20 protein-coding genes are annotated in these 21,467 nt (G+C 73.2%); 9 read left to right on the top strand and 11 right to left on the bottom strand.

Annotated features, from left to right (window positions below; genetic code table 11):
• Positions 1-49 precede the first annotated feature (49 nt).
• Complete coding sequence (locus tag Q9S36_RS33140; protein WP_311289080.1) at positions 50-676, bottom strand: hypothetical protein; 627 nt, start codon at positions 674-676, stop codon at positions 50-52.
• 182 nt (positions 677-858) lie between these two features.
• On the opposite strand from Q9S36_RS33140, the gene Q9S36_RS33135 reads away from it, so the two are divergent.
• The 3 genes from Q9S36_RS33135 to Q9S36_RS33125 are packed head-to-tail and all read left to right on the top strand — an operon-like array spanning position 859 to position 3,973.
• The gene (locus Q9S36_RS33135) at positions 859-2,895 is read left to right on the top strand and encodes a sensor histidine kinase (protein ID WP_311289079.1); all 2,037 of its coding nucleotides are present in this window, start codon (positions 859-861) and stop codon (positions 2,893-2,895) included.
• The gene (locus Q9S36_RS33130) at positions 2,892-3,551 is read left to right on the top strand and encodes a response regulator transcription factor (protein WP_311289078.1); all 660 of its coding nucleotides are present in this window, start codon (positions 2,892-2,894) and stop codon (positions 3,549-3,551) included. Before Q9S36_RS33135 ends, Q9S36_RS33130 begins: the two co-directional genes overlap by 4 nt.
• 20 nt (positions 3,552-3,571) lie before the next feature.
• Positions 3,572-3,973 (top strand): low affinity iron permease family protein, encoded by a 402-nt coding sequence (locus Q9S36_RS33125; protein ID WP_311289077.1) that lies wholly within the window; start codon positions 3,572-3,574, stop codon positions 3,971-3,973.
• On the opposite strand, the gene Q9S36_RS33120 is transcribed toward Q9S36_RS33125, so the two are convergent.
• Together Q9S36_RS33120 and Q9S36_RS33115 are read right to left on the bottom strand one after the other, a co-directional pair.
• Positions 3,970-5,016 carry an LLM class flavin-dependent oxidoreductase gene (locus tag Q9S36_RS33120; RefSeq protein ID WP_311289076.1) on the bottom strand — a complete coding sequence of 349 codons (1,047 nt, stop codon included), beginning with the start codon at positions 5,014-5,016 and terminating at the stop codon, positions 3,970-3,972. The two genes, Q9S36_RS33125 and Q9S36_RS33120, sit on opposite strands and share 4 nt — an antisense overlap.
• Before the next feature lie 88 nt (positions 5,017-5,104).
• Positions 5,105-5,563 (bottom strand): hypothetical protein, encoded by a 459-nt coding sequence (locus Q9S36_RS33115; protein ID WP_311289075.1) that lies wholly within the window; start codon positions 5,561-5,563, stop codon positions 5,105-5,107.
• A 96-nt stretch (positions 5,564-5,659) separates the two neighbouring features.
• Between Q9S36_RS33115 and Q9S36_RS33110 the strand changes: the two genes are divergently transcribed.
• Together Q9S36_RS33110 and Q9S36_RS33105 are read left to right on the top strand one after the other, a co-directional pair.
• Positions 5,660-8,572 (top strand): BTAD domain-containing putative transcriptional regulator, encoded by a 2,913-nt coding sequence (locus tag Q9S36_RS33110; protein WP_311289074.1) that lies wholly within the window; start codon positions 5,660-5,662, stop codon positions 8,570-8,572.
• A gap of 18 nt (positions 8,573-8,590) precedes the next feature.
• Positions 8,591-10,030, top strand: a complete 1,440-nt coding sequence (locus tag Q9S36_RS33105) for an MFS transporter (RefSeq protein ID WP_311289073.1) — start codon at positions 8,591-8,593, stop codon at positions 10,028-10,030.
• Here Q9S36_RS33105 and Q9S36_RS33100 read toward each other — a convergent pair.
• From Q9S36_RS33100 to Q9S36_RS33075, 6 genes are all read right to left on the bottom strand, one after another.
• Positions 10,027-11,076, bottom strand: coding sequence for an aldo/keto reductase (locus Q9S36_RS33100; RefSeq protein WP_311289072.1), 1,050 nt, complete (start codon positions 11,074-11,076; stop codon positions 10,027-10,029). The two genes, Q9S36_RS33105 and Q9S36_RS33100, sit on opposite strands and share 4 nt — an antisense overlap.
• Entirely contained in the window at positions 11,073-12,425 is a 1,353-nt protein-coding gene (locus Q9S36_RS33095; RefSeq protein WP_311289071.1) for an LLM class flavin-dependent oxidoreductase, read from the bottom strand. The genes Q9S36_RS33100 and Q9S36_RS33095 overlap by 4 nt, the downstream gene beginning before the upstream one ends.
• Positions 12,422-13,219 (bottom strand): ABC transporter ATP-binding protein, encoded by a 798-nt coding sequence (locus Q9S36_RS33090; RefSeq protein ID WP_311289070.1) that lies wholly within the window; start codon positions 13,217-13,219, stop codon positions 12,422-12,424. The genes Q9S36_RS33095 and Q9S36_RS33090 overlap by 4 nt, the downstream gene beginning before the upstream one ends.
• Positions 13,195-14,040, bottom strand: coding sequence for an ABC transporter permease (locus tag Q9S36_RS33085; RefSeq protein WP_311289069.1), 846 nt, complete (start codon positions 14,038-14,040; stop codon positions 13,195-13,197). Before Q9S36_RS33085 ends, Q9S36_RS33090 begins: the two co-directional genes overlap by 25 nt.
• Positions 14,037-15,116, bottom strand: a complete 1,080-nt coding sequence (locus Q9S36_RS33080; protein ID WP_311289068.1) for an ABC transporter substrate-binding protein — start codon at positions 15,114-15,116, stop codon at positions 14,037-14,039. The genes Q9S36_RS33085 and Q9S36_RS33080 overlap by 4 nt, the downstream gene beginning before the upstream one ends.
• A 106-nt stretch (positions 15,117-15,222) precedes the next feature.
• Positions 15,223-16,284: an LLM class flavin-dependent oxidoreductase gene (locus Q9S36_RS33075; RefSeq protein WP_311289067.1), complete on the bottom strand. Its 1,062-nt coding sequence runs from the start codon at positions 16,282-16,284 to the stop codon at positions 15,223-15,225.
• Positions 16,285-16,519: 235 nt separating this feature from the next.
• Between Q9S36_RS33075 and Q9S36_RS33070 the strand changes: the two genes are divergently transcribed.
• From Q9S36_RS33070 to Q9S36_RS33055, 4 genes are all read left to right on the top strand, one after another.
• Positions 16,520-16,897: a VOC family protein gene (locus Q9S36_RS33070; RefSeq protein WP_311289066.1), complete on the top strand. Its 378-nt coding sequence runs from the start codon at positions 16,520-16,522 to the stop codon at positions 16,895-16,897.
• Positions 16,898-17,019: 122 nt separating this feature from the next.
• The gene (locus Q9S36_RS33065; RefSeq protein WP_311289065.1) at positions 17,020-18,486 is read left to right on the top strand and encodes a hypothetical protein; all 1,467 of its coding nucleotides are present in this window, start codon (positions 17,020-17,022) and stop codon (positions 18,484-18,486) included.
• An 86-nt stretch (positions 18,487-18,572) separates the two neighbouring features.
• Positions 18,573-18,890: a hypothetical protein gene (locus Q9S36_RS33060; protein ID WP_311289064.1), complete on the top strand. Its 318-nt coding sequence runs from the start codon at positions 18,573-18,575 to the stop codon at positions 18,888-18,890.
• A 133-nt stretch (positions 18,891-19,023) separates the two neighbouring features.
• Positions 19,024-19,908 carry a hypothetical protein gene (locus Q9S36_RS33055; RefSeq protein ID WP_311289063.1) on the top strand — a complete coding sequence of 295 codons (885 nt, stop codon included), beginning with the start codon at positions 19,024-19,026 and terminating at the stop codon, positions 19,906-19,908.
• Here Q9S36_RS33055 and Q9S36_RS33050 read toward each other — a convergent pair whose 3' ends face one another.
• Entirely contained in the window at positions 19,909-20,577 is a 669-nt protein-coding gene (locus tag Q9S36_RS33050; protein WP_311289062.1) for a CoA transferase subunit B, read from the bottom strand.
• A gap of 5 nt (positions 20,578-20,582) precedes the next feature.
• Complete coding sequence (locus Q9S36_RS33045; protein WP_311289061.1) at positions 20,583-21,410, bottom strand: CoA transferase subunit A; 828 nt, start codon at positions 21,408-21,410, stop codon at positions 20,583-20,585.
• Positions 21,411-21,467: the final 57 nt, after the last annotated feature.

Here is a 21,467-nt window from a genome sequence, read left to right as displayed (position 1 = left end):
AACCACGTCGACCGTGGTTTCGAGGCTCGTCGCTGGCGCTCCTCGCACCTCAACCAGCAACGGTCTTGCGGCTCACCAGCAGGCCGAGGACGGCGTAGCCCACGACGAGGTGGGCGACCGCCACGACGTGGGCGGCGGTGTCGCCGAAGATGCCCAGGGTCGGGATCACGACGACGGCCCAGCTCTCGGCCACCATGGGCCAGAAGCGGGACAGGCCCTTCCACCGACCGGCCACCGCGATGCGGATGCCGATGAGGAACATGCCGAGCATCGACAGCGGCCAGAAGGCGTCGAGGGCCATCCAGCCCGCCTGGTCCATGTCGGTCAGGCCGAGGCCGTCGCCGGCCGTCGACCCGATCGCCAGGACCACGGCCACCGCCTCGACGTGCAGCACGACGCGGGCCAGGCGCCCGGACCCGAGCGCCCGGGTCCGCCACAGGGTGCGGAGCAGGAAGAGCAGACCGACCTGGAAGAGGCCCGAGGACAGCGAGAAGGCCACCTCCTCGCCACGCGTCGCCGGGTCGATGCCGCCGAAGGCCATCGCCGTCGCCCAGGCGAGGGCGCCGGCGGTGAGGACCGCGCCGTGGACGGCGTACGGCCGCCCGGCGACGGTGGTCCCGGCGTCGCGAGCCGTGACGTCGGAGCGGGCGGGAGCGGGTGAGTGCTGGATCGTCACGGTCGTGACTCCTGTCGTTTCGTGGGTGTCGGGCCGCGGTCGGCGGCACACCCAGAACGTTCGCGGTCCCGGCGACCCGCGCGTCAGGGAGAGCGGTCCCGTCCCCGTCCCGAGGAACGGTCCCCCGGAACAGGGACCGCAGTCCCGGGACGACGGGACATCCGCGCGGTGATACTGCTCGCGTGCGCAGAGTCCTCGAGCCCGTCGTCGTGGGGGTGGCGTCGCTCGTCGCGGTCGCCGCGTCGCTGTGGCTCGACCTCGCCACCACCGACGCCGAGCGGGCAGCGGCGACCACCGAGCCCGCCACCTCCACCGCCCTGCCGGGCCTGCTCCTCGCCGCCGCATCGGTGATCGTGCTGGCGGGCCGGCCCGGGGACGCCGTCGGCCGGTTGCTCGGCGTGGTGGCGGTGGCATGGACCCTCGACGGGGCGCTCTACGGCTGGGTGGCCTTCGCCCTGGCCCACGACCTGCCGGGCACCGACCTCGCGTTCTGGTTCGTCGCCCGCGTGGGCGCGTTCCTGCTCTCCGGGCTGGTGGCGCTGCTGCTGCTCTACCCCACCGGGACCCTCGTGCCCGGCCGCGCACGCCCGGCCGCGGTCGCCGTGCTGGCGGCGTCGGTCGCGCTCCCGGTCATGCTGCTCCTGGCGCCGGACTCCGTCGTGTTCGCCGCCGGCGAGCCCGTCGGCTCCACCGAGCTGGTGGCCGTGCCGTGGTCGGACGCCACGGCCGAGGCGTTGCTGCGTGCCGCCCAGGTGCTGACCCTGGGGTCGATCGTCGGCGCGGTGGCTCTCGTGTGGGTCCGCCACCGCGGCGCCGACCCGACCGAGCGGACCCGGCTCCGCTGGCTCCTGTGGGCCGGCATCATGTGCGTCCTGATGGTCGCGGCCGGCGCCACGTTGTCGGTCGGCGGGCTCGTCACCACGGTGCTGCTCGACCTCGCCGTCGCCGCGCTCGCCGTGTCGGTCACCATCGGGCTGCTCCGCCCGGACCTCGGTGACGTCGACGCCCTGGTCGCGTGGACGCTCACCACCGCCGTGGTGGCGGCGGCGGTGGTCGCGGTCGACGTCCTGGTCCTCGCCGCGGGCACGGCCCTGCTGGGCGACCGCCTCGACGAGCGCGACGCGACGCTGGTGGTGCTCGTGCTCGCGGTGCTCGTCTACGGCCCGCTCCGCGCGTGGCTGGGAGCACGCGTCCGCCGCCTCCTGCTCGGGCGCCGCACCGACCGCTACGGCGCGGTGACCGGGCTGGCGGCTCGGCTCGAGACCACCGGAACCATCGACGAGCAGCTCCCCGCCCTGGCCGGCGCGGTCGCTGAGACCTTCAAGGTCGGCCACGTCCGCGTCGAGGTGGTGACCCCGGGAGGCGGGCTGCTGTCGGCCTCGCACGGCCCGCCTCCCGCGGAGCTGCAGGAGATCGACATCGCCTACCAGGGCGAGCGCGTGGGTCGGCTGGCGCTGCCCGTGCAGGGCTTCCGCTCGATGCTCTCCCACCGCGACCAGGGCCTGCTGGTCGACCTCGTGCGCCAGGCCGCGGTGGCGATCCGCGCCCGTCTCCTGGCGACCGAGCTGCAGGAGAGCCGCGAGCGGCTGGTGCTCGGCCGTGAGGACGACCGCCGCCGCATCCGCCGCGACCTCCACGACGGGCTCGGCCCGGCGCTCGGCGGCGTGGCCCTGCGCCTGCAGGCGGCCGGCAACGCGGTCGCCACCGACCCCGAGCGCGCCCGCGAGCTCGTGGGGCTGGCCCGCACCGAGGTCAGCAACGCGCTCGACGACGTACGCCGCCTCGTGCACGACCTGCGCCCGCCGGCCCTCGACGACCTCGGCCTCGAGGCGGCCGTGCGGCAGCAGGCCGACCGGGTGCGGTCCGCGGTCGCGGTGACCGTCTCGGCGGTCGGCACCACGGGGCTGCCGGCGGCCGTGGAGGTGGCGGCCTACCGGATCGTGGCGGAGGCCCTGACCAACGTGGTCAAGCACGCCGGCGCCGAGCGGGTCGACGTACGCCTCGAGGCGGGCGACACCGGCCTGGACGTCGTCGTGGCCGACGACGGGTGCGGCATCGGCCCCGACGTCACCGCCGGCGTCGGGCTGCTGTCGCTGCGCGAGCGCGCCGAGGAGCTCGGCGGCCGCTGCGAGGTCGTCTGCCCGGACGCCGGTGGCACGACGGTGCACGCCGTCCTGCCGTACGGTCGCGGCACCGCGCCCGAGAGGAGCACCCCGTGAGCGAGCCGAGCCAGCCGATCCGGCTGCTGATCGCCGACGACCACCCGGTGTATCGCGACGGGCTCGCGTCGCTGCTCGACCCCCTCGACGGGATCGAGGTCGTCGCGCGTGCCGCCGACGGCGCCGAGGCCGTGGCGATGGTCGCCGAGCACCGCCCCGACGTGGTGGTCATGGACGTCCAGATGCCCGTGATGAACGGGATCGACGCGACCCGCGCGGTCGTCGCCGCCCACCCGGGCACGGGCGTGCTCGTGCTGACGATGGGCGAGGACGACGGCACGGTGCTCTCGGCGCTGCGGGCCGGGGCCCGCGGCTACCTCCGCAAGGGGGCCGAGCAGGACGAGATCGTCCGGGCGATCGCGACGGTGCACTCCGGCGGAGTGGTCTTCGGCGCCTCGCTGGCGGCTCGGATCGCCGAGGTGCTCGCGCCCACCGACCGTCCGGAGCGGCCGTTCCCGGAGCTCACCGAACGCGAGACCGAGGTCCTCGACCTGATCGCCGCCGGCCGCAGCAACGGACAGATCGCCCAGCAGCTGTTCCTCTCGCCGAAGACGATCCGCAACAACATCACCAGCATCCTGGCCAAGCTGCAGGCCACCGACCGCGCCGAGGTCATCATCAGGGCGCGCGACGCCGGTCTGGGCCGCGACGACTGACGTGCCGCTAGATTCCAGCAATGGAGCAGCAGCGCACGGACGCGGCCGAGAGCCGTGAGAACAAGCAGGGACGCGATCCCTTCGAGAAGTTCGTCGACGTCTCGACCACCCTGATCAGCCGAGCGCCGTTCTTCGCCGTCTGCGTCGCGGTCGTCGTGGTGTGGGCCGTCAGCTATCCGCTCTGGAGCAGCGTCACCAAGTGGGAGCTCGCCATCCACACCTTCGGCGCGGTGCTGTCGCTGCTGCTGCTGGTGCTGCTCGAGAACGCGGGTCGCCGCAACCAGGAGTCGATGCAGGAGAAGCTCAACGTGCTCGCCGAGGCCCTGGCCGCGCTGATGGAGTCACGCGCTGCCGACGACCCGGACCTCGCCGAGGCGGTCGACCGGCTCCGCGAGGCCGTCGGGCTGGAGGAACGGCACTAGCCGGCGAGCAGCCGCAGGGTGGTCTCGCGGTTCGGCGAGGACTGCGCGTCCGTGCCGGCGTGGGCGCCGGCGACCGGGTGCACCATCACCTCGTCGACGCCGTAGGTCGCGGCCAGGTCCTGGAGCTGCTGGCGCGCCTGCTCGGCGTCGCCCACCACCCAGCGCCCGGCCATCGCGCGGCCGAAGGCCTGCTGGTCCGCGGACATCTCGACCGACTCGGCCTCCTCGACGAGGCGCTGCGGGTGCAGCGGGGCGCCGGTGCGCAGCGCGATCATCTGCTGGACGTTGGGCAGCGCCTGGCGGCGCGCCTCCTCCTCGGTCTCGGCGACGACGGCGTTGACGGTGAGGAACGTGCGCGGCTCCGGGTACTCCGGCGAGGGCTGGTACGACGACCGATAGAGGTCGAGCGCGACGCCTGTCCCCTCGCCCGAGAAGTGGTGGGCGAAGACGTACGGCAGTCCCTTCTCGGCGGCCAGGCGCGCGGAGTAGTCCGACGACCCGAGCAGCCAGATGTCGGCGACGGAGCGTGCGGAGGGGGTCGCGCGCAACGGCTGGCGGCGGGGCCCGACCTGCAGCTCGACGCCGTCGCTGGTCATGAGGGTCCGGATGTCCTCGACGTAGTCGGGGAACTTCGTGACGGCGTCGTCGGCCGACTCGGCGCTGCCGCCGCGCAGGACGTACCGGGTCAGCGGGTCGGTGCCGGGTGCGCGGCCGATGCCGAGGTCGATCCGGCCCGGGAAGGCCGCCTCGAGGAGCGCGAACTGCTCGGCCACGACCAGCGGGGCGTGGTTGGGCAGCATCACGCCGCCGGAGCCCACCCGGATCCGCGACGTCGCCGCGGCCAGCATCGCGATCAGCACCGGCGGGTTGGTCGCGGCGACCGCCGGCATGTTGTGGTGCTCCGCGACCCAGTAGCGGCGGTAGCCCAGCTCGTCGGCGACCCGCGCGAGGCCCCGGGAGGCCGCGATCGCGTCGCCGGTGGTCTGGTCGCTGCGGACGGGGACGAGGTCGAGCACGGACAGGTCGACGGAGGGTGCAGTCACTGCGGGCACAGCGCCGATCGGCCCTCGGGTATTCCGGGCACGCCGGACGAGGGGGCCCGCAGGCCCCCTCGTCCGCCCCCACGTCTGGTCAGATGTAGCACCCGGCGCACCGCACGATGCCGGTCCCGACGTTCACGGCGCCGTAGCCGGGCGTCGCGTTGTAGGGCGACGTGCCGTACCAGGTCGCACCGAACCTGGAGTAGTTGACGGCGTAGCGCAGGTAGTAGCCGGAGTGGTACGGCGTGCTGACCGAGACGCACTGGCTCTGGGGCAGCGAGCCCGACCAGATGGTGAACCACCCGCCGGTCCCGTACGCCTGCAGCTGGACGCCGACGCCGGCGATGCTCATGCCAGGGGTCGCGGAGCGGAAGCACCCGGAGACGGACGTGGCGGCGTGGGCCGGCGTCGCGGTGGCGGTGACGCCGACGAGCGCGGCGGCCACGGCGGCGAGCGTGGCGAGGACGTGGGCGATCCGGCGCCGGGACCGCGACGGGCGGCTGGCCTGGTCGACGGCGGACGACGGGACGGGACGCTGCGTGGTGTTCATGGCTCCTCCTGGCTTCTGGTCCCGGCATCCCCGGGCGTTGGGAAAACCGTGCGCCCAGCCACTTACCGTCGGCTTATCGCGCCCACCATGGGCGTCATGGTCCTCATCACCGTCCTCGGCCCCGTGACCGCCGTGTCCGACGGCGCGGAGCTCCCCCTGGGCGGCCCCCGGCGACGCTCGGTGCTCGCCGGGCTGGCGCTGAGCCACCCACGGCCCAGCACGGTGGACGACCTGGTCGACCAGCTCTGGGGTGAGCTCCCACCCGCGAGCGTCCGCAACGCCGTGCAGGTCAACGTGACCACCCTGCGCAAGCTGCTGCGCGCGCACGGCGTCGACATCGCGCGCGTGGGCGACGGGTACGTCCTCACCGGCGACGTCGAGGTCGACGCCCGGACCTTCGAGCACCTCGTCTCGGCGGGGCGGGCGGCCCTCCGCGCCGGCGACCCCGGCCGTTCGGCGGAGCTGTTCGACCGTGCCCTCGACCTGTGGTCGGGCGCGCCGCTGTCGGGCATCGATGCCGAGGGCCTGCTGCAGGCCGCCCGGCCCGGCCTCGAGCAGACCCGGGCGACCGCGCTCGCGGAGCTGGGGGACGCCCGGCTCCGGATCCGCGACGAGGCCGGCGCGGCCACCGCGGCGCACACTCTCCTCGAAGCACATCCCTACGACGAACGAGGGTGGAGCGTCCTGGCGCAGGCGCTCTACTGGAGCGGCCAGCAGGCGGAGGCACTCGGCGCGTGCGCGCAGGCGAGGCGGGTCCTCCGCGACGACCTCGGCGTCGACCCGACGCCTGCCCTGCAGGACCTGGAGACCGCCATCCTGCGGCACGCGCTGCCCGAGCGAGCGGCGCCGGCCGACGCGGGTCCCGCCGTCGACGACCCCGAGCCCGACGGCGCGACCTTCGCTCCCCTCCCCGCGCTCCCGGAGCCGTTCGTCGGCCGGCAGGAGGAGGTGGCCGAGGCGCTGCACCTGCTGGGTCACGGGCGCCGGACCCTCACGCTGGTGGGGATCGGGGGGATGGGCAAGACGACCCTCGCGACCGTGGTGGCGCACGAGCTCGCCGCCGCCGGCACTCCCGTGGCGTTCTGCCGGCTCGAGACGGAGGTGACCGCCGCGGCGGCCCTGGCGCGCGTCGCCCGGGAGGTCGGCGTCGACCCCAACGACGACGACCTCGTGGCGGCGGTGGCGACGAGGGTGGACGGCGCCGTCCTCGTGCTGGACAACCTGGAGGGCGTCGACGGCGTCCGCGGGCTCGTCGACGCCCTCGGCGCGCGGGCACCGGGGCTCCGCCTCCTGCTGACCAGCCGGCGGCCGACGGGGGCCGCCGGGGAGCTCACCCTCCTGCTGGCGCCCCTGGCCCCCGAGCACGCCGTCGAGCTGTTCGTGCACCGGGCCGAGCAGGTGCGCCCCGGGATCGGCGCCGCCGACCGCGGCGCGGTGCGCGAGCTGTGCCAGCTGGTCGACGGGATCCCGCTGGCCCTCGAGGTCGCCGCGGCGCGCGTACGGACCTTCACGCCCGGACAGCTCGTCGAGCGGTTCGCGCAGCAGCGCACGTCGCCGCTCGCCCCCTCCCCGTCCCGCACCGGACCGAGGGCGAGCCTGCTGGACGTCCTGGCGGAGTCCCACGCGGCCCTCGGGGAGCCGGCCCGGCGCACGTTCGAGCTGCTCGGGTCGTTCCGCGGCTGGGTGTCGCTGGAGCTGCTCGAGGCCGCGGCGGACGGGATGGTCCACGACCTCGAGGACGCCCTCGAGGAGCTGGTGTCCTGCGGCCTGGTGAGCCTGGACCTCGAGGGTCGCGCGGCGATGCGCGAACCCGTCCGCCAGTTCGCGCGGACCCGCGGCGAGCGCACCGCGCTCGACGAGCGCCTGCGGCGGGCCGCCCTCGGGCTGGCCGAGGACACCGCCGCCGGGCTCTTCGGGCCGACAGCTGGCGCCTCGGTCGCCCGGCTCGCCCGCGACCACGACACCCTGGACGTCGCGCTCACCGACGCGAGCGCCGCCGGGGACGCGGAGTCCGGCGCTCGCCTCGCGGTCGCCCTGCACCGCTACTGGCTGCTGACCGGCAGGCTCGCCGAGGGCCACGCCGTGCTGCACCGCCTCGTCTCGACGCCGCCGCCCGACCCTGCCCAGGCCGTGCGTGTCGCCGTCCTCGCCGGCACCTTCGCGAGCTACCTCAACCAGACGGGCACACAGGCGCAGCTCGAGGAGGCCCTCGGCCGCGCGGCCGCGCTCGGCCTGGAGGTCGACCGCATCGTCGTCAACGGCTGGTGCTGCCTCGCGGCGTTCGCGGCACACCACGGCGACCTCCCGACGGCACGGTCCGCGGCGGCGCGAGCCGCCGAGCTGGCGTCGTCGTCGAACCAGCGGCAGCTGGTCTCGCTCGCCCGCGACGTCGAGGGCCACGTCGCCGCCTACGCCGGCGACCACGAGACGTCGCTGCGGGCGAACCTGCAGAGCCTCGCGGAGGCCCGCGACGAGGAGGACACCTACGACGTCGTGCACCTCCTCCTCAGCGCCGCGGTCGACCTGCTCTACCTCGACCGCGCCGACCAGGCCCTGCACCTCAGCACCGAGGCGTTCGACCGGGTCGCCACGCTGGACGTCGGCCCGCTGCTCGGCAGCGTGCTGCTGGTGCACGGCTCGGCGCTGGTCGTCGCGGGGCAGCCCGTGACCGCCCGCGCGAGCCTGCTGGAGGCGCTGCGGATCACGCGCGAGCGCTACCCGGACCCGCTGGCGTCCGCCGACATCCTCTGCACGCTGGGCGCCTGTGCGACGCACCAGCTCGACGACGCGACGGCCGCGCGGTGCTACGGCGCGGCCGACGCGGCGTACGACCAGCACGGCGTGGCACCGCAGGAACGACTGGCGCCGGCCATCGTCGCCGCCCGCCGCGAGAGCGAGCAGCGCCTTCCCGACGGGGCCTTCGCCGTCCTGGCTGCCCTCGGCTCGGGCGACACCGCCAGGACGGTCGACCTGCTGCTGGACGACTCGGTTGACCTCACGTGCACCTGAGGTCCTACCGTCGTGCCAGTGAGCACCAGCACGACCCGCGAGCCCCGCGAGCGGATCCTCTCCCCGTCCTACGCCGCGACCACGATCGGGCTGTTCTCCCTCATCGCCTTCGCCGCCTTCGAGTCGATGGCCGTCACCACGATCATGCCGACCGTCGCGCGCGGCCTCGACGGCTTCGACCACTACGCGCTCTCCTTCGCCGCACCCTTCGCCAGCGGCGTGGTCGGCATGGTGGCCGCCGGCATGTGGGCCGACCGCCGCGGCCCGCTGGTGCCACTGGTCGCCTCGCTGGTGACCTTCTCGGCCGGCCTGGTGGTCTGCGGCACGGCGTCGTCGATGGAGGTCTTCGTCCTCGGCCGGATCGTGCAGGGGCTGGGCGGCGGCCTGCTGACGGTGGTGGCCTACGTGCTGGTCGGCCTGGTCTACCCCGCCCGCCTGCAGGCGGCGGTCTTCGCCTCGTTCGCCGCCGCGTGGGTGCTGCCGGCCCTCTTCGGCCCCGGCGTGGCGGCGCTCGTGGCCTCGACGGTCGGCTGGCGCTGGGTCTTCCTCGGCATCGTCGCGCTGGTCGCGGTCGCGGCCGCGCTGGTCACCCCGACGGCCCGGCGGCAACCCGTGCCGGAGGCACCCGGAGCGGCGACGTGGGGGCGGCTGGGCTGGTCCGTGCTGGCCGCGGGCGCGGTCCTGGCCCTCGAGCTCCTGGGCTCGGGGACCGGCTGGACCCTGGTCGCGGCCGGTGGTGCGTTCGCGCTCGTCGTCGTGGGCCTGCGCCCCCTGCTGCCGGCCGGGACGCTGACGGGAGGCCGCGGCCTGCCGTCGGTGATCGCGACGCGGGGCCTGCTGGCGGCGTCGTTCTTCTGCGCCGAGGCCTACATCGTCTACGTCCTGCAGGAGCGGTGGGACCTCTCGCCCGGCCAGGCGGGCGTCGCCCTCACGCTCGTCGGCGTGGTGTGGGCGTCGTCGAGCCAGGCGTCCTCACGCCTCGGCGAGCGGGTCTCCCACGGCGCGGCGTTCCGGTTCGGGACGAGCGTGGTGCTGGTCGGCATCGCGGCGATCGCCCTCGTCGTGTGGCTGCGCACCCACGGGACCGACGTCCCCGCGGTCGCACCGATCGCGGCGTACGTCTTCGCGAGCATCGGCATGGGCTTCGCCTACCCGCGCACGGGTGTGGCGATGCTCGCCTCGGCGACCGACGAGGACCGGGGCTTCAACTCCTCCGCCCTCACCGTCGCCGACTCGCTGGGCGCCGCGCTCGCGCTGTCGGTGAGCGGCATCGCGTACGCCGCTGCGGAGCGCGCCGGCCTCGACCCCTTCCCGGTGGTCTACCTGCTGGCCGTCGCCATCGGCGCCGTCGGCGTGCTCGCCGGCGCCCGCGCGGCTGCCGCGCCCCGCTCCGGCGCCGTGGCCGACGGGGGCCCGCCGCCCGGTCTCCCCCGGGACCAGGCGGCGGACACCCGCTAGCGGCGGCGCAGTCGCGCCTCCACCAGGGCCGGCGGTGCGTAACCGCGGTCGGCCTCGTTCAGGGTCGTGCCGGGCGGCACGATCTCGTCGATCCGGTCCAGCACGTCGGGCGGCAGAACCACCTTCTCGACCCCGAGCTGCGACTCGAGCTGCTCCAGGGTGCGCGGGCCGATGATGGCCGAGGACACCGCAGGGTGGGCGAGGACGAACCCCAGCGCGAGGTGGATCAGCGAGAGGCCGGCCTCGTCGGCGAGGTCCTGCAGCTGGTGCACCGCCTCGAGCTTGGCCCTGTTCTCCGGCGACTGCGGGTCGTGCCGCGCCGGCTGGCGCTGCATCCGGCTCGAGGTCACGGCCGCCTCCTCGCCGCGGCGGTAGCGGCCGGACAGCCAGCCGCCGGCGAGCGGGCTCCACGGCAGCACGCCGAGGCCGTACTTCTGGGCGGTCGGCAGGATGTCGCGCTCGACCTCACGGGCGAGGATCGAGTACGGCGGCTGCTCGGTGACCGGCCGCTCACGCTGCCGCTTCTCCGCCACCCACTGCGCCTCGACGACCTGCGAGGGCAGGAACGTCGACGTGCCGATGTAGCGGACCTTGCCCTGGCGGACCAGGTCGGTCAGCGCGCCCAGGGTCTCGTCGACGTCGACCTCCGGGCGGGGACGGTGCACCTGGTAGAGGTCGATGTGGTCGACCTGCAGGCGGCGCAGGGAGGCCTCGACCTCGCGGACGATCCAGCGCCGCGAGTTGCCCTGCTGGTTGGGGTCCTCGTCGTGCATGCTGCCGTGGAACTTGGTCGCCAGGAACACGTCGTCGCGGCTGCCGGAGCGGGCCTTCAGCGCCTTGCCGACGATCTCCTCGGACTCGCCGCGCGCGTAGACGTCGGCGGTGTCGATGACGTTGATGCCGGCGTCGAGCGCGCGGTGGATGATCGCGATCGACTCGTCGTGGTCCGGGTTGCCCCAGGCGCCGAACATCATCGCGCCGAGGGTCAGCGGGCTGACCTGGACGCCGGTGCGGCCCAGCGGGCGGTAGTGCTCGTAGTGGCTCATGCGGTCTTCTCCTGCGGTGAGGTGGCGTACTGGCTGTCGGGGCGGTCGAGGCCGTAGTGGTCGCGGAGCGTGCTTCCTGTGTACTCCGTGCGGAACAACCCGCGGCGCTGCAGGATCGGCACGACGTGGTCGACGAAGGCCTCGAGGCCGGACGGCAGGGCCGGCGGCATCACGTTGAAGCCGTCGGCCGCGCCGTGGGTGAACCAGTGCTCGATGGCGTCGGCGACCTGCTCGGGCGTGCCCGAGAACGTCCGGTGCCCACGACCGCCGCCGAGACGGCCGATCAGCTGGCGCACGGTCAGCCCCTCTCGGCGCGCGAGGGTGACGATGAGGGTGTAGCGCGACTTGGCGCCCTCGATCTGGTCCTCGTCGGGCAGGTCGTCGGGGAGCTGCTCGTCGAGAGGCAGCCGCTCCGGCGCCACCCGCAGGGTGCGGGCGAGCTGGCGACGGGCGTACTCGGGGAGGATCAGCGCGTCGAGCTCCTCCTCCAGCGCGCGGGCCTCGGCCTCAGTGGACCCGATGGCGGGCACGATGCCGGGCAGGACGAGCAGCCTCTCCGGGTCGCGCCCGAAGGTCATCGCCCGCGCCTTGATGTCGGCGTAGAACTCCTGGGCGTCCTCGAGCGTCTGCTGCGCGGTGAAGATCGCCTCGGCGTGCTGCGCCGCGAAGTCGCGCCCGTCCTGCGACGAGCCGGCCTGCACGAGCACTGGCCGGCCCTGGGGCGAGCGCGGCAGGTTCAACGGGCCGCGGACCCGGAAGTGCTGGCCCCCGTGCTCGACCGGGTGCACCTTGTCGGTGTCGCCCCACCGGCCGCCCTCCTTGTCGGCCAGGACCGCGTCGTCCTCCCAGCTGTCCCACAGCTTGACGGCCACCTCGACGAACTCGCGCGCCCTCCGGTAGCGGTCGGCGTGCGCGGGCAGCTCGTCCAGCCCGAAGTTGCGGGCCGCCTCGAGGGTGGCCGTGGTGACGATGTTCCACCCCGCGCGCCCACCACTGACGTGGTCGAGCGAGGCGAACCGGCGCGCCAGGTTGAACGGGTCGTTGTACGACGTCGACGCCGTCGCGATCAGTCCGATGTGGGTCGTCGCCGCGCCCATCGCGGTGAGCAGCACCGTGGGCTCGAGGCTCCCCGCCGGCCGGCGGCCGACCTCGCCGAAGAGCGCCGGGGAGTCGGCGAAGAACACCGAGTCCATCAGCCCCCGCTCGGCGGTCTGCGCGAGGCGCACGAAGTGGGCGACATCGGTGTTGCTCGTCGGGTCGCTCTCCGCGAGCCGCCACGAGGCCTCGTGGTGGCCGGTGCTCATCAGGAACGCGTTGAGCCGCAGCTGCCGCGGCGCTTCCCTGCTCATGACGCCGCCCTCTCGTCGAGGTGGGCGTTCGCGTGCCGGCCGGGCGCGTCGTCGTGGTCGTCCTCGACGCCGAGCTCGGAGAGGAGACGGCTGCGCAGCCGGGCGAACGCGGGGTCGGCCTGGGAGCGCCGGGTGCCGAGGTCGATGCGCCCGTCGTGGCGTACGACGCCGCCGTCGAGGACGATCACCCGGTCGGCCAGCACGATCGCCTCGTCGACGTCGTGCGTCACCAGCAGCACCGCCGGCCGGTGCACCTCGCACAGCCGGCGCAGCAGCGTGTGCATCCGGATCCGGGTGAGTGCGTCGAGGGCACCGAAGGGCTCGTCGGCCAGCAGCAGCTGCGGGTCACGGACGAGCGAGCGGGCCAGGGAGGCGCGCTGCTGCTCGCCACCGGACAGCTCGTGCGGCCACGCCTTCTCGCGACCGCCGAGGCCGACCTCGGCGAGCGCCTGCGAGCCACGCTCCGCCGCGTCCCTGCTCCGGAGGCCGAACACCACGTTGTCGAGCAGCCGCTTCCAGGGCAGCAGCCGCGAGTCCTGGAAGACCACCGACACCTTCTCGGGGACCTCGATCCGGCCGGTGCCCGCGACGCCGCGGTCCAGGCCGGCGAGGGCGCGCAGCAGGGTGCTCTTGCCGGAGCCGCTGCGGCCCAGCAGGGCCACGAACTCGCCGGGGGCGATCTCGAGGTCGAGGCCGTTGAGCACGCCGCCCGCCTCGTTGAAGCTGCGGTGCAGGCCCTCCACCCGCACGGCCGGTCCGGATTGGGGGGTCAGCTCGCCAACGTGCGACGCCATGACAGTGCCTTCCTCTCGATGAGACGGACCGCCGCGTCGGCGAGGACGCCGAGCAGCGCGTAGACGACCAGGCCGACGACGATGATGTCGGTCTGCCCGTAGCTCGAGGCCAGCGTGATCATGTGGCCGATGCCGCTCGTGGCGTTGATGACCTCCACGACCACCAGCGCGAGCAACGAGGACGTGACGGCGAAGCGCATGCCGAGCAGGAAGCCGGGCATCGCGCCGGGGAGCACCACGTGGCGGACGAACTCGCCGCGGGTGACGCCCAGGGTCTCGGCCAGCTCGGCGTACCTGCCCTCGATGGTGCGCAGGCCGTTGTGGGTGTGGATGTAGACCGGCACGAAGACGGCCAGCGCGATGGTGATCACCTTCATCGGCTCCCCGATGCCGAGCCACAGGATCAGCAGCGGGATCAGGGCGAGCGTCGGGATGGAGCGCTTGACCTGGATCGGCCCGTCGATCAGCGCCTCGCCGATCCGGGACAGGCCCGAGACCAGCGCCAGGACCGTGCCGACGGCGACCCCGAGCCCGAGGCCCAGTGCAGCGCGGATGCCGGAGGTGACCAGGCTCTCCTGGAGCCGGCCGTTCTCGATGAGCGTCCCGGCCGTCGCGAGGACGGTCCACGGCTCGGTGAGGGTGCGCGGGTCGAGCAGCCCGGTGGCCGAGCCGACGACCCACGCGCCGAGCAGCGCGGCGATGCCGATGAGCCCGCCGAAGCGGATCGGGGCGCCGGGTCCGAGCCGCCGCCGGGTGGGACGGACGTCCACCACGCCGGCCACGCCGGCCACCGGTCGGGCGGGAGCGGTCAGGGTCGTCATGAGGAGCCCTCCTCGCCCTCGAGCGCGGCGGCGATGGCCTTCTCGAAGCGCCGGTCGTAGATCGTCTCGACGTCGAGCGGCTCCTGGTCCTGCGCCTCGACGAGGGTGTCGACGGTCTCCTGGTGGCGGGCGATGAACTCGTCCCAGCTCGTCGGCACCGTGAACTCGCCGAGGGCCTTGACGACGTACGACGCGTCCTCGGGGGTCAGCCCCTCGTGGTCGACGTAGTAGGCCTGGGCGAACTCGTCGGGGTGGTCGGAGATCCACTGCTGCGCCTCGGCCCACACGCCGACGTACTCCTTGATGGCGGCCGCCTTGTCGGCGTCCTCGAGGACCGTCGTGGGCGCGTAGAGCGTCCAGGCGTCGTCGCGCACCCCGGGCTTGATGGTGGTCGCGCCGTCGCGCTCGTACTTCGCGAGGTAGGTCTTGGCGAGGCTCTGCCCGAGCGGCGCGACGTCGACCTGCTTGCCGGCGAGCGCGACCGAGAAGGCGTCGTCGACGCTCTGCATCTCGACGAGCTCGACGTCGTCCTGGGTGAGCCCGGCCTCGCGCAGGACGTTGAGCACGAGCGCGCCCTGGGCCTGGCCGGGGCTGTAGGCGATCTTCTTGCCCGCCAGGTCGTCGATCGTGCGTACGTCGACGCCCGGCGCGACCCCGAGCTCGTAGGTCGGGTGCTCCATCGGGTCCACGGTCTCGCGGGCGGCAACGATGCGGACGTCGGTGCCGGTCCAGTGCGCGAACAGCGGCGGGATGTCGGCGACCGAGCCGATGTCGATCGCGTCGGCGCGGAACGCCTCCAGGGTCTTGGGGCCGCCGGTGATGTTGGCCCACTCGACGTCGATGTCGAGCTCGTCGTCCAGACCGGATGCCTCGAGCGCCACCTGCGTGGCCGGGTCGCCGACGCGCAGCGTGGTGTCGTCGGCGGGCGTGTCGGGCAGCGCCGCGGTGAGCTCGAGCCGGGGTCCGGCGTCGTCGGCCCCGCAGCCGGTCAGGGCCGCCAGGCCCACGGTGGCCAGCAGGGCGGCGCGGACCAGGGGGCGGCGGGTCTGGTGAGGATGAGGCCCTCGTCGTGCCATCGGAACAACTCCTTCTCGGGGTGGAGGACTCAAAGTACTGTAATTTGGTCGACAAACCGCATTATGTGGTGGCACGAGTTCCCTTGCACCCCTCCGGGCGGTGCCGTCAGCCCGCGCCCAGGAGCGGCAGGAGCGCGTCCCCGACCCGCACGATCTCCCGCTCGTACGGCGTGTCGCTGAGGACGAAGTGGGTGACGCCGAGGTCGGCGTAGCGACGCAGCGCCTTGGCGACGTCGTCGGGCGAGCCGACGAGCCACGTCGTGCCGGCACCGCCGCCGCCGTACCTGCCGGGCGCGGTGTAGAGGCAGTCGTCGAGCACGTCCCCCTGCTCGGCGAGGTCGAGGAGGCGCTGCTGGCCGACGGCGACCCGGCGGGCGGGGTCCACGAACCACTCGTCCCGGCCGGCTGCCATCGCGGCGACGCGCGCCTCGGCGTCGGCCCACGCCTCCTCGGTCGTGTCGCGCACGAGGGTGGTGATGCGCAGGCCGAACTCCAGCGGCGGGAGGTCACGGTCGAGGTCGGCGCTCAGCGTCCGGAGGTGGTCGATGCGCGCCGCGACGCCGTCGAGGGGCTCGCCCCAGAACAGCTGCACGTCGGCCTCCGCCGCCGCGGTGCGCTGCGCCGCCTCGGAGGCTCCCCCGAAGTAGAGCCTGGGGTGCGGGCGGCCGGGGCGGGCGACCGGCTTGTGCTCGAGCGTCGCCCCCGCGACGTCGTAGTGCTCGCCGGCGAACGTCACGTCGTCCTCGGTCCAGAGCCGGCGCACCAGACGCATGAACTCCCTCGTCCGCGCGTAGCGCTGAGCCTGGTCGCCCTCGTCGTCGCCGTACTGCGCCTGGTGGTCGGGCCCGGAGACGATGTTGACCCGCACCCGCCCACCGCTCAGCTGGTCCAGGGTCGCCGCGGCGGAGGCGAAGTGGGCCGGGCGCCAGTAGCCGGGGCGGATGGCGACGAGCGGGTTGAAGGTCGTGGTCCCCGCCGCCAGCGCGGTCGCGACGGTGAACGTGTCGGGCCGCTTCCACCCGGTGCCGATGAGGGCGCCGCCCCACCCGTGCTGCTCCGCGAGCCGGGCCAGCGACGTGAGCCGCCCGAGCGAGTTGTGCCCCGCGACCGTGTCGTCCAGCCGGTGGCCGGGCTCGACCTGGTTGGGGATGTACCAGAGGAACTCCATCGCGCGAACCTTTCAATCATTTGTCTAGTGGTTTACTAGAGATAGCACATCGGTCCTCGGTAGGTGGTTGAGGTGCGAGCGCAGCACCGCGGTGGGTTGAGGTGCGAGCGCAGCACCGCGGTGGGTTGAGGTGCGAGCGCAGCACCCCCCGATGGTTGAGGTGCGAGCGAAGCGAGCCTCGAAACCCCCTCCCATTCGGTCACCCGCTGACCTGAAGACTCCCTACGGTCGGAGCATGGACATCAAGCTCGAGCTGGTGATGGTGCCGGTGACCGACGTCGACCGCGCCAAGGAGTTCTACGAGAAGGTCGGCTTCCACGCCGATCACGACCAGACCGTCAGCGAGGACATCCGCTTCGTGCAGCTCACCCCTCCGGGTTCGGCGTGCTCGATCGCGATCGGCCGCGGGCTGACCGAGATGGCGCCCGGTTCCCTCGACAACCTGCAGGCGGTCGTGGCCGACGCCGACGCGGCGTACGCCGACCTGGTCGCGCGCGGCATCGAGGTGAGCGGGATCGACGACCAGCCCTGGGGGCGGTTCATCCAGTTCCGCGACCCCGACGGCAACCGCTGGACCCTCCAGCAGCTGCCCGACTGGTCTGCCGGCGCCTGAGCTCTCCGACAGGCGGCCACCCCTCGCAGCTATCTCGAGCATCACTCGCCTGTTCGAAAACAGTTCTCCACACCTTGCTTCTCGCAGGTCAGAGTGTCGGTGGTCGGTTCTAGAATCGATCCATGACAGCCACGCTCCACCACCTCGACGCGGACGCCATCCTGGCCGCCGCGACCGAGGCGGAGCGTGCCGCACGGTTGGCGGAGGTGCACAAGCTCGAGCTGCTGTCCGCCTGGGCGGCGGCCCACTCGACCGACCCGACCCAGGGCCCGGATGGCCGGGTCGCCCGTCGCGTCGGAAACGTGCTCCGCCGGGTCGGCGGGGAGGGCACGCCGGGCGTGCAGGACTTCTGCCTCGGCGAGATCGCCCTCGCGCGTGGTGCTGGCGTGACCGCGACCAGCAACTTGCTCGCCGACGTCCTCGACCTCGAGCACCGGCTGCCCCTGACCTGGGCGGTGACCAGGCGTGGTGAGTGCGAGCCTTGGGTGGCCCGGCGCGTGGCCAGGCTCTCCCGCCACCTCCCGGCCGCCAACGTCCACGTCGTCGACGCCGCGGTCTCGCGGATGATCGCCACCGAAGGCATCGGCCGGGTCCTCGAGGTCGCCTCGGCCAAGGTCATCGAGGCCGACACCGAGCTGCACGAGGAGCGCTGCGAGGCCGAGCGCCGACGCCGCTACGTCGGCCTCGGTCGCACCGACGAGCACGGCCTGCGCACCCTCATCGCCCGCCTCGAGGCCGGCGACGCAGCCGCCGTCGACGCCATCATCCACCGCGTGGGCGAGATCCTCGCGCCACGCCATCCCGAGGCGCATCCAGACGAGCTCCGCGCCATTGCCTTCGGCTGGCTCGCCCGCCCCACCGAGCTGCTCGCGCTGCTCCTCGAGCACACCGAACCCGAGCCAGACGTCCAGGCTGACCTCGGGCCCGACGTCGACGTCGACGGCCCGGACGAGCCGCCTGCCCCATCCCGCGCGCGTGCCTATGCCTTCCCCGCCGACCTCCTCGACGCGCTCCGCGACCTCGACCTCAGCCGCCTGGCACCCAGGGCCGTGCTCCACGTCCACCTCCACGAAGCCGTCCTGAACGGCGCCGCCGGCGTTGCCCGCATCGAGGGCTTCGGCCCGGTCACCCTGACCCAGCTCGCCGAGCTGCTGCGCCGCTTCGACGTGAAGGTCCAACCCGTCAAGGACCTCTCCTCCAGGGTCCGCTACACCGCCTACGAGCACCCCGAGACCCTGCGCGACCAGGTCCACCTCGTCACCGGCGGCGACTACTGGCCCTACGCGACCTCCACCAGCCGCCACGTCGACATGGACCACCCGACCCCTTACGACCACGGCGACGAGGGCCGAGATCCACCGCCGGACCAGACCGGCGCACACAACTCCGGCCCCCTCGGCCGACGACACCACCGATGGAAGACGCACGCGGGCTACCAGTCACGCCAGTGCGGCGAAGGACGCTACGTCTGGCTCACCCCACACGGCCTTGGCTTCCTCGTCGACCACACCGGCACCCACCGGCTGCATCCAGAGCACGCGCGAATGATCTTCGAAGCGCCACCCGGAGTGGACATCTACCTGGCGTAGCTCGACCTCATCAGTGGATACCAAGACGCTGCGGATGGACGCACGGATCGCGGCATGAGCGTGCGTTGCTGTCGTAGCCTCCGCCAGTGACGTGGGCCCAGTACTACCCCTTTCGAGAGCCGCTCGTGGATGTCAGGGAGGACTCCGAGCAGGCAGGTGCTCTCGCAGCGGAACTTGGGCGCGAACTGGCCCCGGGGCACGCGCTCCATGGCAAGGCGCTGCGTGTGATCGCTCGGGCCCTGCCTAACGACGACATCGTCGTCGAGTGCGGGGAAGCGGTTGCAGTCGTCCACCTCGCTTGGACCCAGAAGCCGGATACGCCGTCGTGGCCCCTGACCACATGGATCGACTCAGCCGAAGAGTTCGAGTCCTACGTGAAGTCCGAGTACGACTGGGAGCCGTGACGACCAGGCGGACGCGGCGAGGCGATCGTTCCCTGCCACCCCTGCGGGTGAACGTCGGCGTGGAGCGGTTCGCCCACGCCTCGCCTCGACGCAACACTGGTCCACCGACCTCCACACCGAACGAGGGGACCACATGCCGCGCCCAGACCTCTCGACCGTCCGGAGAAGGCTCGAGCTCGGACGCCTGCTGCTCGGCTCGGTGCTCGAGCTCTTCATCCGCGCGTACGGCGCCGCCGCGGCGCTCAGCGTCGCGCTGAGCGATGCCGAGACGACCGGCGGCAAGGTCGGCGACGCGGTAGGGGCGGTGCCCAACCTCGCGGACCGCTTCCGCGAGGCGCAGTACGTGATGGACCACCGCGAGGAGATCCAGGCCGCCGTCACCTACCTCAACGAGCACACGCTCCCGCAGGACGAGCTCCAGCAGACGGCGGACCAGAGCCAGCAGACGCTCGACGCGATCGAGACGACGTACGACGAGGTCGGGGCAGCCCGTGACGTGCTCGAGATCGACGGGATCACCGGCACCCTCGCGAACGTCCGCGAGGCCATCGAGCACGTCGGCAACGCCTACAGCGCGCGGCCCGACCTGGACTCGCTCCGGCAGCTGGCCGGGGTGGCCGACCAGGTCCGCCCGTTCAAGGAGCAGGTGGACGTGCTGATCCCCGTCTACTACGGCAACTTCTTCACCCTGACCGACAACTTCGCCGGCGACGAGATCGTCTCGACTGTCTTCGTCATGGTGCTGGCCCTTGCGGTCGCCGCCGTCGTCGGACGGGCCGTCGGCTTCTGGGTCCGTCGCGGACGACCGGGGATCGTCGCGCAGCTGTTGCAGGCCCTGGGGGCGCGTGTCTTCCGGCCGTGGTACGTCACCCACCTGCCGTGGGCGATCAGCCCGCCGCTGTACGACGCCGCGCGCGAGCACCTGCAGCAGGCGATCGTGGCCGACCCGGAGACGGCCCTCGACCCCGAGACGCTCGCCGGGCTCGAGGAGTGGTTCGCGACGCGGGACCGAGAGTGATCAGACCAGCTCGGGCTGCGTCTTCTCCCGCACCTCGTCCTCGGTGACGCCCGGCGCGAGCTCGACGAGCCGGAGCGCCCGTTCGCCGAGCGTGCCGGAGGGGGCCACCTCGCCGGTGGCCGGGTCGATCACGTCGATGACCGCGAGGTCGGTGATGATCCGCTGCACCACGCGCTTGCCGGTGTAGGGCAGGTCGCACTCGTCGAGGATCTTCAGCGAGCCGTCCTTGGCGGTGTGCTCCATCAGCACGATCACCCGCTTGGCGCCGTGGACGAGGTCCATCGCGCCGCCCATGCCCTTGACCATCTTCCCCGGGATCATCCAGTTCGCGATGTCACCGTTGGCCGAGACCTGCATGGCGCCGAGGATCGCGGCGTCGATCTTGCCGCCGCGGATCATCCCGAACGACTGGGCGGAGTCGAAGAACGACGCGCCCTTGCGCAGCGTCACCGTCTCCTTGCCCGCGTTGATCAGGTCGGGGTCCTCCTCGCCCTCGTAGGGGTACGCCCCCACGCCGAGGATGCCGTTCTCCGACTGCAGCACCAGCTCGACGTCGTCGGCGACGTAGTTGGGCACCAGGGTCGGCAGCCCGATGCCGAGGTTGACGTACGACCCGTCCTTGAGCTCCGAGGCCGCCCGCGCCGCCATCTCCTCACGCGTCCATGCCATCTCGCTCAGCCTCCCAGTCCGTGCGTCGCCGCGTCGTCGACCAGCGCCTCGGCGGAGGAGTCCGGCCGCGGTCGCGTGGTGACCTTCTCGATCCGCTTGTCGGCGGCCTGCTCGGGGGTGAGCTCCACGACCCGCTGGACGTAGACGCCCGGGGTGTGGACCTCGGCCGGGTCGAGCTCGCCCGGCTCCACGAGGTGCTCGACCTCGGCGATGGTCACCCGGCCGCACATCGCGGCGAGCGGGTTGAAGTTGCGCGCCGACTGGCGGTAGACGAGGTTGCCGTGCCGGTCGCCCTTCCAGGCCCGCACCAGGCCGAAGTCGGCGACGATCGCCTCCTCGAGGACGTACTCCTTGTCACCCTCGGCGGTCGAGAAGACCTTGGTCTCCTTCGGCGGCGAGGACACGATCACGTTGCCCTCGGTGTCGTACTTCCACGGCAGGCCGCCCTCGGCGACCTGCGTGCCGACACCGGTCGCGGTGTAGAACGCCGGGATGCCCGAGCCGCCGGCCCGCATCCGCTCGGCGAGCGTGCCCTGCGGGGTGAGCTCGACCTCCAGCTCGCCGCTGAGGTACTGGCGGGCGAACTCCTTGTTCTCCCCGACGTAGGAGGAGATCATCCGGCGCAGCCGCTTCTGGAACAGCAGCCGGCCCAGGCCCCACTCGTCCACGCCGCAGTTGTTCGAGACCGCCTCCAGGTCGGTCGTGCCCGCCTCCAGCAGCGCGTCGATGAGGACCGACGGGATGCCGCACAGTCCGAAACCGCCGACGGCGATGGTCGCGCCGTCCGGGATGTCGGCGACCGCGTCGGCCGCCGAGGTGACCACTTTGTCCATGCCCGGCACCCTAGCGGCCGTGTGAGCGACGCCACTGTGTGGGCCGGAGCCACTCTT

The sequence above is a fragment of the Microbacterium sp. ARD31 genome, assembly GCF_031844425.1.
Note: the sequence above shows the minus strand (reverse complement) of the source record. Positions and strands in the feature narration are given on the sequence as shown.

Excerpts from the sequence above, each read along its gene's own strand:
- Q9S36_RS33100 (WP_311289072.1), bottom strand. The coding sequence starts at position 11,076 with ATGAGCCACTACGAGCACTACCGCCCGCTGGGCCGCACCGGCGTCCAG.
- Q9S36_RS33055 (WP_311289063.1), top strand. The coding sequence starts at position 19,024 with ATGCCGCGCCCAGACCTCTCGACCGTCCGGAGAAGGCTCGAGCTCGGA.
- Q9S36_RS33080 (WP_311289068.1), bottom strand. The coding sequence starts at position 15,116 with ATGGCACGACGAGGGCCTCATCCTCACCAGACCCGCCGCCCCCTGGTC.
- Q9S36_RS33085 (WP_311289069.1), bottom strand. The coding sequence starts at position 14,040 with ATGACGACCCTGACCGCTCCCGCCCGACCGGTGGCCGGCGTGGCCGGC.
- Q9S36_RS33090 (WP_311289070.1), bottom strand. The coding sequence starts at position 13,219 with ATGGCGTCGCACGTTGGCGAGCTGACCCCCCAATCCGGACCGGCCGTG.
- Q9S36_RS33115 (WP_311289075.1), bottom strand. The coding sequence starts at position 5,563 with ATGAACACCACGCAGCGTCCCGTCCCGTCGTCCGCCGTCGACCAGGCC.
- Q9S36_RS33125 (WP_311289077.1), top strand. The coding sequence starts at position 3,572 with ATGGAGCAGCAGCGCACGGACGCGGCCGAGAGCCGTGAGAACAAGCAG.
- Q9S36_RS33070 (WP_311289066.1), top strand. The coding sequence starts at position 16,520 with ATGGACATCAAGCTCGAGCTGGTGATGGTGCCGGTGACCGACGTCGAC.
- Q9S36_RS33045 (WP_311289061.1), bottom strand. The coding sequence starts at position 21,410 with ATGGACAAAGTGGTCACCTCGGCGGCCGACGCGGTCGCCGACATCCCG.
- Q9S36_RS33075 (WP_311289067.1), bottom strand. The coding sequence starts at position 16,284 with ATGGAGTTCCTCTGGTACATCCCCAACCAGGTCGAGCCCGGCCACCGG.
- Q9S36_RS33095 (WP_311289071.1), bottom strand. The coding sequence starts at position 12,425 with ATGAGCAGGGAAGCGCCGCGGCAGCTGCGGCTCAACGCGTTCCTGATG.
- Q9S36_RS33110 (WP_311289074.1), top strand. The coding sequence starts at position 5,660 with ATGGTCCTCATCACCGTCCTCGGCCCCGTGACCGCCGTGTCCGACGGC.
- Q9S36_RS33050 (WP_311289062.1), bottom strand. The coding sequence starts at position 20,577 with ATGGCATGGACGCGTGAGGAGATGGCGGCGCGGGCGGCCTCGGAGCTC.
- Q9S36_RS33065 (WP_311289065.1), top strand. The coding sequence starts at position 17,020 with ATGACAGCCACGCTCCACCACCTCGACGCGGACGCCATCCTGGCCGCC.